Source organism: Lysinibacillus sp. NPDC093692, from assembly GCF_050280125.1.
Lineage (GTDB): Bacteria > Bacillota > Bacilli > Bacillales_A > Planococcaceae > Lysinibacillus.
Genome location: NZ_JBNNUW010000002.1, coordinates 158,980 through 171,577, shown reverse-complemented (window position 1 = coordinate 171,577; position 12,598 = coordinate 158,980). Strand labels below are relative to the sequence as shown.

The 12,598-nt window shown below is 35.7% G+C and carries 14 protein-coding genes; 1 reads left to right on the top strand and 13 read right to left on the bottom strand.

Features of this window, described 5'->3' with window-relative positions; genetic code table 11:
* Window positions 1-131 precede the first annotated feature (131 nt).
* The 5 genes from ACQKN4_RS03610 to ACQKN4_RS03590 form a co-directional block, all read right to left on the bottom strand.
* Window positions 132-584 (bottom strand): VOC family protein, encoded by a 453-nt coding sequence (locus ACQKN4_RS03610; protein WP_427482344.1) that lies wholly within the window; start codon window positions 582-584, stop codon window positions 132-134.
* A 165-nt stretch (window positions 585-749) separates the two neighbouring features.
* Complete coding sequence (locus ACQKN4_RS03605; RefSeq protein ID WP_079561314.1) at window positions 750-1,100, bottom strand: aconitate hydratase; 351 nt, start codon at window positions 1,098-1,100, stop codon at window positions 750-752.
* Window positions 1,093-1,425, bottom strand: a complete 333-nt coding sequence (locus tag ACQKN4_RS03600; protein ID WP_079561313.1) for a YolD-like family protein — start codon at window positions 1,423-1,425, stop codon at window positions 1,093-1,095. Before ACQKN4_RS03600 ends, ACQKN4_RS03605 begins: the two co-directional genes overlap by 8 nt.
* Window positions 1,426-1,438: 13 nt before the next feature.
* Window positions 1,439-2,698, bottom strand: a complete 1,260-nt coding sequence (locus ACQKN4_RS03595; protein WP_427482341.1) for a DNA polymerase thumb domain-containing protein — start codon at window positions 2,696-2,698, stop codon at window positions 1,439-1,441.
* Window positions 2,695-2,916, bottom strand: coding sequence for a transcriptional regulator (locus ACQKN4_RS03590; RefSeq protein ID WP_079561311.1), 222 nt, complete (start codon window positions 2,914-2,916; stop codon window positions 2,695-2,697). Before ACQKN4_RS03590 ends, ACQKN4_RS03595 begins: the two co-directional genes overlap by 4 nt.
* An 849-nt stretch (window positions 2,917-3,765) precedes the next feature.
* Between ACQKN4_RS03590 and ACQKN4_RS03585 the strand changes: the two genes are divergently transcribed.
* Window positions 3,766-4,350 (top strand): TetR/AcrR family transcriptional regulator, encoded by a 585-nt coding sequence (locus ACQKN4_RS03585; protein WP_079561310.1) that lies wholly within the window; start codon window positions 3,766-3,768, stop codon window positions 4,348-4,350.
* Between the two features lie 273 nt (window positions 4,351-4,623).
* Here ACQKN4_RS03585 and ACQKN4_RS03580 read toward each other — a convergent pair whose 3' ends face one another.
* The 8 genes from ACQKN4_RS03580 to ACQKN4_RS03545 form a co-directional block, all read right to left on the bottom strand.
* Window positions 4,624-6,006 carry an alpha/beta hydrolase family protein gene (locus ACQKN4_RS03580; RefSeq protein WP_427482338.1) on the bottom strand — a complete coding sequence of 461 codons (1,383 nt, stop codon included), beginning with the start codon at window positions 6,004-6,006 and terminating at the stop codon, window positions 4,624-4,626.
* Between the two features lie 51 nt (window positions 6,007-6,057).
* Entirely contained in the window at window positions 6,058-7,098 is a 1,041-nt protein-coding gene (locus ACQKN4_RS03575; protein WP_427482336.1) for a DUF418 domain-containing protein, read from the bottom strand.
* Window positions 7,099-7,143: 45 nt separating this feature from the next.
* On the bottom strand, window positions 7,144-7,293 hold the full coding sequence (locus tag ACQKN4_RS03570) for a hypothetical protein (protein WP_170938953.1): 150 nt from the start codon (window positions 7,291-7,293) through the stop codon (window positions 7,144-7,146).
* A gap of 152 nt (window positions 7,294-7,445) precedes the next feature.
* Entirely contained in the window at window positions 7,446-8,675 is a 1,230-nt protein-coding gene (locus ACQKN4_RS03565) for an aminopeptidase (RefSeq protein WP_427482334.1), read from the bottom strand.
* A gap of 336 nt (window positions 8,676-9,011) precedes the next feature.
* Window positions 9,012-9,635 carry a GNAT family N-acetyltransferase gene (locus tag ACQKN4_RS03560; protein ID WP_427482332.1) on the bottom strand — a complete coding sequence of 208 codons (624 nt, stop codon included), beginning with the start codon at window positions 9,633-9,635 and terminating at the stop codon, window positions 9,012-9,014.
* A 37-nt stretch (window positions 9,636-9,672) separates the two neighbouring features.
* Window positions 9,673-10,248 carry a TetR/AcrR family transcriptional regulator gene (locus ACQKN4_RS03555; protein WP_079561305.1) on the bottom strand — a complete coding sequence of 192 codons (576 nt, stop codon included), beginning with the start codon at window positions 10,246-10,248 and terminating at the stop codon, window positions 9,673-9,675.
* A 406-nt stretch (window positions 10,249-10,654) separates the two neighbouring features.
* A complete protein-coding gene (locus ACQKN4_RS03550) occupies window positions 10,655-11,890 on the bottom strand; it encodes an ATP-binding protein (protein WP_427482505.1) in 1,236 nt (411 codons plus the stop codon).
* A gap of 3 nt (window positions 11,891-11,893) precedes the next feature.
* Window positions 11,894-12,586: a response regulator transcription factor gene (locus tag ACQKN4_RS03545; RefSeq protein WP_427482329.1), complete on the bottom strand. Its 693-nt coding sequence runs from the start codon at window positions 12,584-12,586 to the stop codon at window positions 11,894-11,896.
* Window positions 12,587-12,598 lie beyond the last annotated feature (12 nt).

Below are 12,598 nucleotides of genomic sequence, written 5' to 3'. Positions count from 1 at the left end.
TTTTTGGTACAATTGCCGAATAAGAACTCGTAGTTGTGACAATAAAGTCGTTTAAAACCAACAAATGCACCCTTTATTGTATAAGAATTTTCTTCAAATATTGTGAAGGCTTTTTATAAAACGCCATTTACTTATTTGTTACCGGGTTGTTCCGCCAAACCGATTAGAAGCCCTTCGATTCCACGAATGTAGCAGAGCCGATACGAGTCCTCGTACTGAACCACTTCGCCAACAAGCTGAGCACCATGCTTAGTGAGTCTGGATACCATTTCGTCAATGTCTTCAACGGCGAACATGACGCGTAGATAACCGAGGGCGTTTACAGGAGCAGTCCGGTGATCTGATATAGTAGGTGGGCTGAGAAATTGCGAAAGTTCAAGTCGACTGTGACCATCTGGAGTAGCCATCATAGCAATCTCTACACACTGAGAACCCAATCCGGTTACGCGACCAGCCCATTCCCCTTCGACAGTGGCTCGCCCTTCAAGGTTCAAGCCAATCTCTTCGAAAAAAGCGATTGCATCATCAAGGGATTCTACAACGATGCCGACATTGTCCATTCTTAGTAATTTGTTTTCAGCCATAGTCTTATCTCCTTATGTGTAAAAATTTATTATCTGATCTTCTATTAAAAAGTTACAAATCCCTTCCAAACAAAAAACACCTTGTCACAGTATATTTGATCAATCTTTTTTCGAAATGGAGTGTTTTTGCGTTTGCTGATAAATAAAGGTTGAAGGAAACAGTCTTTATTCTAAAGCTACACGTATATGATTAGCCAACAACTTTTCCACCTGTGATTTAAGAGCTTGATTAGCATAACGGAGTACTACATCATTACCTGCAGTGGCAACTTGCACGTCACTAAAGTATTCATCTACTGACTGCCAACCTACTACTCGTATACGTTGCTGTGCAAGTTCTCGTTTTAGGCTAAAATATTCTTGTCTTAGATCCTTTAGCAATGAATCCATCATTGGAAGAAATACCGTTTTCATTTTAAACTGCTCTAATTTACAATAGTCAACCTGCAATGATTTAACAGCTAGCTCTAACAAAAGATACTTATGAAGTAACTGTCTTTCATCGGCTTTAATCATAATAATCAGCATCCAGTTGGGCTGATTGAATACTTTGGATTGGAATACTTTTCGTGTTAAGTAGTGTTTCAAATATGAGTTCATTAGTATTCATCGATTTAATTATTCCAGTCCATTGTGTAATTTTGTAGTCCTTCCACACTTCTAATTTTATGTCCAATTGCTGATTAAAAGCTTGATCAATTGTTTTCTGTAGTTCTTCCAGCTCCCATTCAGTCAATTCTCTCGGCTGTTCTGTGCACTCTTGTTTGTACTCTCTAAGAAGCTCCAAATGCTCCGGCAACATCATCGATGCCCATTTAATATTACCTCTGTCTTGTATCATTAATAAATCACTCCTATGCCAAATGACCACCAACTAGGCGATCTCGATTAATAGCTGTACCAGCTTTTGTGAAAGAAACTGCTCTTAATATTGATGTTGCTCCAAACCGATGGCGTATGGCATCCATAGTAGGTCCTATAATTTGACGCTGTGGTTTGCGTTCGTCAAATAAATCTAATTGGATACTATGCTCTCTTTCGAGGTTCGTTATTCGGACAGATAATTGACGAGCTGGCTCCCCTGCAAAGTGTTCATCCAGTAATTCAAGACAAGTTTTATACATCACAAGAGTTTCACTTGTTGGCACTGCAATTGTTTTAGATCGATGGAACCCTTTGGTCATGGCGTTTCGACTATAAGAAAGACCAATACTAATTGTACGACCCACATAACCTGCATTCCGCGTTCGCTTCATTACGTCCTCACACATTTCAAGGAGCACTACAGAGATTTCTTTTCGTGTATGGTAATCCCTCATCAGCATTTGTCCCTTCCCAAAACTTAAAGCTCCGTTTGTTATTAACGGCTCCCCTAATTTGGATAGATCTATTCCCCATGCATGGTAATAGAGTTGATTGCCCATGACACCAAAGCGCTTTTCTAATTCTTTTAGATCTGTATTAGCCAAACCACCAACTGTTTGTATTCCCATAGCATTTAAATTTGCTTCCATTCGTTTTCCTATGCCCCACATTTCGGATAGGGGTCGTACAGGCCATAATTTCTTTGGAATATCCTCATAAGTCCATCTAGCAAAGCCTGTTTTCTTTGCTTCAAGGTCTAAAGCTAATTTGGCTATTAACATATTTGGTCCCATACCTACTGCGCTAGGTACATTAAATTGGTCAAGAATAGCCCTTTGTATTTCCTTAGCCGTTTCTTCAGGTGAACCCCAAAGCTTTTCAGTTCCTGTTAAATCAACAAAGCTTTCGTCCACACTATACACATGTATTGCATCAACTGGTACGTAATTAGAAATCAATTTTGTAATCGTCATCGACATTTGAATAAAGAAACTCATTTTAGGCTCAAACAATCTAATGTCAGGATGTTGAGGTATTTCATAACGCCTACTACCAGTTTTGATACTAAATTTTTCTTTCATTAAGGGAGATGCAGCAAGCACTACGCTACCTGGCTGGTCAAAATTTGCTACTACTGCAACTGGAGTTTTTAAAATATCTAGCCCATGTAACATCGCTACGATACTGGCGTAAAAGCATTTCATATCGATACACATAATAGGTCTATTGGGCATACTCTCATAATTCATACAACTTCACGTCCCCTACTAACAAAAGGAATAACGGCTAGAACGTTACTGATCAAAAAAGTACGTTTTGCATGTCTTGTAAAACAAAATGCTTGAAATGAATCACCAACAATTTTAATGACTTTTACACGCCTTTTTGTTATGGAACCATCTTTTGCTACATACATCATGTTCACTAATTGTTTGCGCTGCATAGCTTTAATCAGTTGCTCTCTCATCGTAGTTTCCTCCTTACCTCTCGCAATTTTTAAAATTGGCTAATCACTATATCTGTACTTTCAATTTCTGCCGATGTGCCTACTGGTAAAGGATCAACTTCCATAAATTGAATCGCGCCTGGACTTTTAAACCTTTTATATCCAATTTAAACCAAGATATCTCCTACTACAGTTATTTATTATTGGGCACAATGATTTTCCCCTTTACCTATCATACGTAAGAACACTTGTTTGTATACATATTAGAACAAACGTTTGTTTTTTGGCAAGATTAAATTTTTGGAAATAAAAAAGACCAGGTACTCAAATGAGTGCTGGACTTATTCCCGTCAAGTAAATAGCTGTAAAAAATACTAAGCAGCCATATGATATCGATATTCTATCGGTGCCAGTGAGCTATCTTTGGAGGCGTTGTATCATCATTCGTTTTTTTACAACACACCAAAAATCCCTTTTAAGTTAAATGTTATTAACAGCGTACTGTAAGTTTTTTAACATTTAACTTAAAAGGGGATAATACTAGTTTAATCAAAACCAAATAGAAATTAAATCTTCTGCTATGGGACTTTCCCTTGCCTGTGGGTTACGTATATGTCTGACAGATACTCGGAGTACCAAACGGCAAAAAGAGAAAAAGCAAAAATAAATATAAGAAATTTTTATAGAAAATACCTCATATTTAGTATTCTCTATAACTTATTGCTTAACAATATTCCTGATTTTTATTTTTGTTTTACTCAAATGTTTTGTATTATAGTTAGAGGAGTATTTTTATAATAAGTTTTTGCGCCTTGTTTTTAAATACAGATAGTAAGGTTAACAATAAAAAATAAGTTAGAAGTGATATTTATGACAAAAAATAAGATTAAAGAAGTTGCTTATAAACAATTGGCTGAAAAAGGCTACGATCAGGCAACTCTTTCTAGTATTGCTAAAGAAGTTGGCATTAAAACACCATCGATATATGCTTTTTTTAAAAACAAAGAGGACCTGTTTATGGCTGTATATAAAGATCTGCTCGAAGAGTATTACCTTCACATAAAACGATCAATTACCAATTTAAAAAATGGGTCGGCTAAAGAAAAGCTCTACCAAATAGTGAAAGAACTTTGTAATTACTATTTAAGTCAACCTGAAAAAACAGCAGCATATACAAAATTAGCTTTTTACCTTCCTCCAACTTTAAATGATAAAGTGAAAAACATTTTTAATGAGATGGAAGAAATGCTTTTTGAGGTGCTTGAAACAATCTTTTCAGAAGGAATAGAGCAAGGCATAATAAAGGATCAACCGGTTGATGACTTAATAGCCTCGTTTAATTGTTTGATGGATGGACTCTTTTTGGAATTACTTTTTTATACGGAAGAAAAATTTAGAAGGCGCGCCGAGCAAGTTTGGAACATTTATTGGAATGGGATTTACAAAGAACATTGAAAAGTGTTCTTCTAATCCCATCCTCAAAAAGATAATCGATAGCAAAATTACATAATGGTAGAATTTACTCAAACTTTGAAATAGCTTTTTCAAGGTTATCTTGATTGTAGCACCATCGTACGCTACAACACTTTCTGTTGCCTTTGCAGCCTTATTCATTGTTTTCATTACACCTGTCGTAATCTCCTCTGAAAATGCGGACATTTCTTCTGAGGTCACAGAAACTTATTTGGTATGAGATACTACACCCTAAATGGATTGGACTGCATAAGGTTATCGGTTTACTTTAAAATTCACTTCCGGGTATTTGGTCTTCAGCCTTTTAAGGGTTGAGCCATCGTCCGTCTGTTTTATATACTGGTCAAAAAATGCCAGGCTGAATTCGTTGATAATGCGATGGACTTCCTTTGGATTTTCACCTGGGCTCCGCAACAGAGGGGAGAACAAATGAAAATCAGTGAAGCTTGAATGATCCGTGTGGGGAATGACCATTGACATGCCACCGCCAGCTAACCCACGTTCACTGCGAACCTTGTCTTTATAGGAATCTTCATCAGAATCTTCATTTATTTCTGCACTCATGAGCAGAAATGGTTTTCCAATCCCACTTTCAGGTAAAACTTCCCCATGCAATGTGCCATCCATATCGATGGCTGCTTTGACACGAGAGTCTTCTGCAAGTATTTGTGCTGCGGTAGCCCCACCGTAAGAGTGCCCAAACATTCCAATACGCGAGGTATCAATCTTTCCTGTAAAGAAGCCGGTCTCATCGTTTTGATTAAGCTTCTCTAACTGGTCAAGTACAAAAGTGACATCTTCTTTCCATAATTTGATGTGGCGATCGCGTTCGTTAAAATCAGTTAAATTGAAGGGCTGTACGTAAGCAGTTCGACCATCTGGAAAGACGGTAGCTGCAGCATCAAATGTATGATCGATACCTAGAACAATATATCCTTGACTAGCCAACTCCTCAACTTCAAACGTGTTTTGATTACGAAAACCATTAAACCCATGAGAGAAAAGTAATATGGGATAATGATTCTCTGAGTCTGAGAGTTGTAAATCCATAAACGAATGAGATTTTACCAAGTCCAGGTGGCTGAATGCAAATGCAGGAATGGACAATGTTTTTTCCAATCCCTTGGAGAGCTCATTTATGTTACGAATATAAGGTTCTCGATCCCCTTTGCTTTTTTCAGCTGCAGGATACCAAATTTGCACCATCAGTTCACGTCGGTCGGTTGGATTTTTTGAATATGGTTCACTTCTCTGCTGATCGACCCAATGATATAGTTTCGTACCGACCATATGTGGGCCAGTTGGTTCTTCAAATGAAAATATCGGCATAAGTAAGGGTAACGTAACTGCTACAGAAATATAGATGAACAACAACAAAGACTTAACAATGAATATACTCCTGTTTCTGAACCCCTTTTTCCGATCAGCTGATAAATAGCATATAATCAAGATAACTGGGGTTAAATAGGCTGGAATCATCTGCCATCTAAAACCTTCTGCCAATAGCTGTATTATAACCATTCCAATAGCAACCAAAGATGCTAATTTAGACCACTTTTTTGTTTCCTTACCTACTAACAGTATCCAACTCAATAGACTAAAATTTACAATTATCAAAACAATTTCCCAGAAATTCATTGGCCTGTCTCCTTAGAATGCATTTTACTTCTAAATATAGTGATTAAACATCTAAACACTTTCTAAATCGTTTCTAAAAACAGATTTCTTCTTCCTATTCGGAATTTTACTCCAATATGTGAAATATCTTAATATCCATTCAACTGGTCCCATTTTAAAATACCTTAACCAAACAATACTAAAAGTAATTAAAATAGCGTGGATTATGAAGCACACAATTAATGAATTAATAGGTGTAAAACCAATTATGATACTAAACACAATTAGTAAAACACTTTGTGCAAGATAATTTGTTAAAGACATTTGTCCATAGAACTTTAATGGAGTTAATATCACTTTTGCCTTGTCCCATTGTAAAATAATAAGAAGACTGCTAGTCATCATAAAGGCAACACTATAATCTTCTAGCATTTCAAATCCTGAAGGGGGAATGTTAAATAACTCTGATAACTCTGACCCCCTTAAATAAAATGAAGATACATAAGTACAAATATTAACGATTAAAAAAATCGAAATATACTTTAATTTTCCATAGACATTTTCAAAAAATTTAAATTGCCCCATCGTAAAACCTAGCATCATAAATGAAAGCCACTTACTTATGACGGATAGTAATTCTAGCCATACTATTCTCTCACCATAATACGGTTGAGATAAAGCTGTAACTATAGATAAGGCTATTAGCGTAACCGTTACTATTAATTTAGTCCACTTATTTCTTTTGAAAAATATTACAATAAACAGGCCAAGTACAGCATAAACCATTAAAACATCTTGAATTCCTTGCGGTGCATAAAATGTATGGATAAGTCCTAATACAAATAAAAAAGAGATTCTGCGTAAAAACAAAGGATATCTATTGTTTACTCTTTGATTGGATCGATTCATAAAAAGATAACACCCAAATCCAAATAAAAAGAATAAAATAGGGTAAAATGTCCCGTTGAATATATCATAAAATTTAGCGTGTAACTCGCTATAAGAAAAATAACCCAAAACCTGGTAACTATTCACAAGAAGTACCCCCAGCAAAGCATATCCTCGTAAGTAATCCATAATATCTATTCGTGGATACGAATTTAGTTTATTCATTTCAATTCTCCTAAAATATATATTTATAACATTATTAATTGTGTGCTACGGATACAACCTTGCAATTTTTAATTCGCCGATAGCTTCTAAAGTATGTATCGATAATTCTAAATCTGCTAATGTTTCGTATAATTTTTCCACATAACGAACACCACGAATGTCTTTAGCAAGTTCATCAAAGCTTCTTGCATCCATAATTTATCGTGGATAGCCAAGGTATCTCCAATTGACAGGTAGTTTTCAGTCTGAGCTAAAGCAGATGAAACCTAAATACCTTTGTGAGTATTGCTACTAGTGCAACTCAGGTATCGTTTCATCCGCCCCACTCCTTTTTTCCTATCAAAAACTTAAAATGCCCAGCTACCTTTACGGAAAATTGGCTCTACAGTTCCATCTGGTAGAATACCGTCGATGTCCATCTCACTGCTGCCAATCATAAAGTCCTCATGTGTTACTGAAATATTTGCACCTAACGCTTCAAGCTGATTGTTTTCTAAATCTCTTCCACCCTCTAAGCAAGTTGGATAAGCTTTACCAATTGCTAAATGGTTCGATGCATTTTCATCAAACAATGTATTAAAGTATAAAATCCCCGATGCTGAAATTGGCGATCCATGTGGTACAAGTGCTACCTCACCTAAATAGCAAGAGCCTTCATCCACATTCATAAGCTCCTGTAATAAATCATGTCCTATCTGTGCTTCAGCTTTAACAATTTTTCCTTCTTCGAATGTCAGTTTAAAGCCATCGATAATATTCCCCTGATAAACTAATGGTTTTGTATTGCTGACATAGCCATTTACACCTTGTTTCATCGGTAACGTATAAACTTCTTCTGTCGGCATATTAGCCATAAAGATCGTATCATCTGGCGTTTTACCACCTCCAGTAATCCATTTATGCTGTGGTGCTAATGCAATTGTTAAATCAGTACCTGGCGCTGTATAGTGAAGCTTCGCATATTTTTTATTGTTCAGTAGGGCCGCACGAGATTCTAAATTTGTTACATGTTCACGCCAGTTTTCAACAACATTACCTTCACCGATATGAACAGTTTTAAAAATAGCCTCCCATAATGCAGGTACTTGTTCCTCAGCTGCTAAGTTCGGGAACACCTTCGATGCCCACTTTGATGAAGGAACTGCTATCATCGACCAAGCTATTAAATCCTTCATTACTGCGTTGCGATTGTTGCTCAGAGCCGCTCCTGATACCTTTTGATAGGTAGCTAGACGATCGGCTGAAATACCTGTAAATTTATCAGGGTCTGCAGCATCTATCATTAATAGTGCTCCTTTACGTTCGATCAGCTCATCATTCATTTTGACTATCCATTCTGGGAAACGATTAAATTCTTCATCTGAGGCATGTTCAAAGTAAGCTCGATCCATTTCATCATCTGATAAATTAACATGAACACGTCCCGCCCCAGCCTTATAAGCTTCTTTCACAACTAAACGGGCGAAATCCAATGCATCCACTGATGTATTGACTAATAAATATTGCCCTGGTTGAATATTGACACCGACTTTTACCGCAAGTTCTGCATACGCTTGTAATTTTTCTTCAAAAGTCATATTATTTACCTCACTTTTGTCTAATTGTTTATTATTACCTTAAAGATAAACATTTTCTTTATTTAAATGAATAACTGTTCCCTTACAATTTGAAATATAATCTTACTAAATTGTAACTATAGAAGTTCCTTTAATATTTTTCCGAATCATGAAAAACTAAATCTCGAATAAATACCATGAAAATCATTTGCTTATTTGCATTAAGAGTAAGATGGTGAAGAATTTTGGTTTACCTAACTAAATTAGTTAGGTGATTGTTATTATAAATCTCACTCATTTCTTCCCGGTTTCTTTCACTTAATCTTTAATCAAAGGGGTAATACGGTACAACTTTTTTTATAAACGGTTGCAAGGTTCTACATTTTTGACCATTCTGTACAACGATAACTTTGGTTTATTGATTTCACCTGTAATCTGGTAGCCTATCCTCTGATACAATTTAATGGCAAGATGGTTCTCTTTCTTTACCGTCAGCGAGCATTTGGCAAAGCCTTGCAGGCAGGCCTGTTCCTCGGCAAACTCAAGCAGCTTGGTACCTACCCCCAGTCCCCGGCTTTCGGGCAATAAAGCGATTGTTCCGATGTGAAACTCGTCATCTTCTCCCTCCTTCATGGTGATCATGGAATAAAACATTTTGATATTCAGAATATTATAAGCAACAAGGTCTAGCTTTCGGAATGAAAGCAGCTGTTTAAAAGTGGGCCATGCAAGACGATTTAAAACAGGTATGGGATAGCAAGTAATCATCCCTAAAGTTTTCCCATCCATTTGAGCTTCGTAAGCATATTGATGACTAAAGCGGTTGTTCTCCTGCTGCCATAGCGTACGAAATGTCCCTTCGATCGTGTTCTCCTCCTCAGATCCTGCAAGTGAAAACGCCATGTATTCCAATGCCATTACATTTAGCTTAGCGCTGACCATGGATTGATGATCAGCCTTTACAATTGAGATTTGATTCATTTCCTAGCACTCCTTTTCTCTTTTTATATTATTGATGTTAATTATCATCCTTAGCTTTGAAACCATAATAAAACGTATTTAAAAAAAGCTCTGCAGCGGATTTTTTAGGCACATTACCTTCATGTACCTGTTCCCATGTATGGAAAAGTAGGGCATAAAGCGTATTCAAAATCCATTCGCTGCTAACCGTTTGCTGAAAGTAACCTCTTTGTTGCAACAGCTCAATAACGCGTCGTATGGGTTCCCTCAGCTTCTCTTCGGCTTCACCTAATTCTTTGTTGTTAAATACAGATGCATCATGACCTAGAAAATAGATTTTGTCACCTATGGGGATTAACGCTTCAATGAGTTCCGGGATATAGTTTTCGCTTCTTTCCTCATCCAGTGGAATCTGGTTTACGGTATCACTTACCAGTTGTATAGCCCGATGGCCCAAGAACAGCATCAATTTCTCTCTGCTTTCGACGTAGCGATGAAGTGTAGCAATGCCAATTCCCGCATATTCCGCAATTTCATTCATCGAAGCAGTAGGATTTTCAACAAGCAATATAGTAGCCGCATCAAGAATTGCATTAAATCTCGCTTCCTTCAACGCTGACAAGCCTTTTTCCATTGTCAATCTCTCCCTCATTTGTATAAAGTGATTATTTTTGATAGATAAATGTATCATTTGATATCAATATAAACCATTTTATACAAATTATCAAGCCATTGAATGTACATTTTTCTAAATTTTTACAAAAAAGCAAACACAGATTTTACAGTAAATAAAAAATCCATTTTAATAAAGAGATTAATCAAAATGGATTCTTTTCTTTTTGAATGAACATTCCTTAAAAAGTTTGATCAATTAAATGAACCTTCTTCAACTAACCACCTGTTAGTTGAACAAAAAACTAACTCTACCGTCTACATTGCGTACGTTTTTTTCAGAAATATCCTTTTCTGGAGTATCAGACAAGGTGATATGGATTCTATCAAAGGGAGCGACTCCTCGATATGATGTAATTTAAAAAAATTTAGAATTTTATAAAGGTAATTGTAAACTTTGTATAAACATTTTTCTCACTTTCAACTTTAATCAAGGCATGATGCGCTTCAATAATCGCTTTAGTTAAAGCCAAGCCAATCCCAGTCGAGTCATGTTTTTTAGAAGTGCTTGCTTTGTGGAACCGATTAAAGATATGTGGTAAGTCTTCAGCAGCAATCCCTTCTCCAAAATCTTGAATTATGAGCTCTGTATAAATCGGTGTATCATTAACTTGAATTGTGATTGTATCACCAGGTTTGGAATGCTCAATCGCATTCTTTAGCAAGTTCATCAAAGCTTCTTGCATCCATAATTTATCGTAGGTAACCACCACTTCCTCCGTCCCGTCCCAGTCAATTGACAAATTCCTTTCATTGATTATATTTTCCAAACGATTCAAAACTTCATGAATGGTCTCCACCAAGTTTAAAGATTCTTTATCAAATGAAACAGCTTTGGCATCAATTTTCGCTACTTTTAACAAGTTTTGAATCAAGACATTCATTCTGGAGATTTGAATTTCATTATTTTGCAATAATTGAACTTGTTGCTGACGGGGCAAGTCTTCATTCAATAACATTTCATTATAGATTGATATAGTTGAAAGTGGCGTTTTTAATTGATGGGATATGTCTTGCAACATTTGTCCTAAAAATTCCTTCTCACCAAGTAAATCCTTCATATTTTTTCTAATTATGTCTTTCATAGAGCGAAATGAAACAGCTAATTTGGCGATTTCTCCTTCTTTATTTTCATTTATTGTAACTGAGTAATCTCCATCAATTATTTTCTTAGCAGTTGAAGTAAGTTGCTTAATTTTATTGAAAATAATCTTGTATTGTATATAGTTTGCTAGAAACAGTATTAATCCGAAACAAATCATTCCCCATAATATTGTTTGATTAAAGCTAGAAATATGGTTATTTAAAAGTGGAAAAAATTTCGTTTCCAAATCTTCGTATAATCCATACTGCCTAAAGATTTCTCTCCCTTTCTCCTGATACTCACTTGAATCAGAAGAATTACTTGTTAAAACTTTCATAATTTCTACTTCATTCTCAGGGTTTTGTTCAATCAATTTGGCGGATATTTCTCCCCAGGCTGTAATAGAATCCGTTTTTAAATGATTGTAAAATATTTGATGTGAAATTAACTGATAAACCATAAATAGAGAAAATAAAACCACCAGTATTATCATATAACCTTTCAATTCGGTATTTTTCATCATCTATTCTCGGTTCACATCCTTATCCCAATGATATCCTAATCCTCTTTTAGTAATGATAAACTGAGGATTTTTGGGGTCATCTTCAATTTTTTCTCTTAAACGCATTATGTATACAGATAACGTATTTTCACCAAAAAAAACATCATCTGTTATTTTCAGTAGGATTTCATCTCTTTCTAATATTTTGTGAGCGTTTTTCATAAAAGTTAACAAAAGCTTATATTCTAAGCTTGTTAATGAAACAATTCCTTGATTTTTATATACCTTTACTTGGTTCATATCCACTTTTATATTTTCAGATATTAAAATCATTGAGATTTCTTCCACCCTAGCTTGTTTGCGTAATTGCACTCTTACTCTCGACATAAGTTCTCTAACTCGAAAAGGTTTTGTTATATAATCATCTCCGCCTATATCTAGCCCCATTACCACATTTGCTTCTTCATCAAGAGCCGTTAAAAAAATAATAGCTGTTGCATTATTTTGGTTTTTGAAGTGTAAGCATAAGTCATAACCATTTCCATCTGGAAGGTTGATATCTAAAATAGCCAAGTCAAAAGTATTATCATTAAATTGGCTTTTCGCTTCTTTTACACTAGTGGCTCTAATCACCTCATACCCTTCATTTCTTAATGAAAATTCAATGGCTAGACCGAGAGCTTCATCGTCTTCTACAAGTAGTATTTTATTCAAATATATCTTCTC

Coding starts and splice junctions, on each gene's coding strand:
- ACQKN4_RS03610 (WP_427482344.1), bottom strand. CDS start 584: ATGGCTGAAAACAAATTACTAAGAATGGACAATGTCGGCATCGTTGTA.
- ACQKN4_RS03605 (WP_079561314.1), bottom strand. CDS start 1,100: ATGATTAAAGCCGATGAAAGACAGTTACTTCATAAGTATCTTTTGTTA.
- ACQKN4_RS03600 (WP_079561313.1), bottom strand. CDS start 1,425: ATGATACAAGACAGAGGTAATATTAAATGGGCATCGATGATGTTGCCG.
- ACQKN4_RS03595 (WP_427482341.1), bottom strand. CDS start 2,698: ATGAATTATGAGAGTATGCCCAATAGACCTATTATGTGTATCGATATG.
- ACQKN4_RS03590 (WP_079561311.1), bottom strand. CDS start 2,916: ATGAGAGAGCAACTGATTAAAGCTATGCAGCGCAAACAATTAGTGAAC.
- ACQKN4_RS03585 (WP_079561310.1), top strand. CDS start 3,766: ATGACAAAAAATAAGATTAAAGAAGTTGCTTATAAACAATTGGCTGAA.
- ACQKN4_RS03580 (WP_427482338.1), bottom strand. CDS start 6,006: ATGAATTTCTGGGAAATTGTTTTGATAATTGTAAATTTTAGTCTATTG.
- ACQKN4_RS03575 (WP_427482336.1), bottom strand. CDS start 7,098: ATGAATAAACTAAATTCGTATCCACGAATAGATATTATGGATTACTTA.
- ACQKN4_RS03570 (WP_170938953.1), bottom strand. CDS start 7,293: ATGGATGCAAGAAGCTTTGATGAACTTGCTAAAGACATTCGTGGTGTT.
- ACQKN4_RS03565 (WP_427482334.1), bottom strand. CDS start 8,675: ATGACTTTTGAAGAAAAATTACAAGCGTATGCAGAACTTGCGGTAAAA.
- ACQKN4_RS03560 (WP_427482332.1), bottom strand. CDS start 9,635: ATGAATCAAATCTCAATTGTAAAGGCTGATCATCAATCCATGGTCAGC.
- ACQKN4_RS03555 (WP_079561305.1), bottom strand. CDS start 10,248: ATGGAAAAAGGCTTGTCAGCGTTGAAGGAAGCGAGATTTAATGCAATT.
- ACQKN4_RS03550 (WP_427482505.1), bottom strand. CDS start 11,890: ATGAAAAATACCGAATTGAAAGGTTATATGATAATACTGGTGGTTTTA.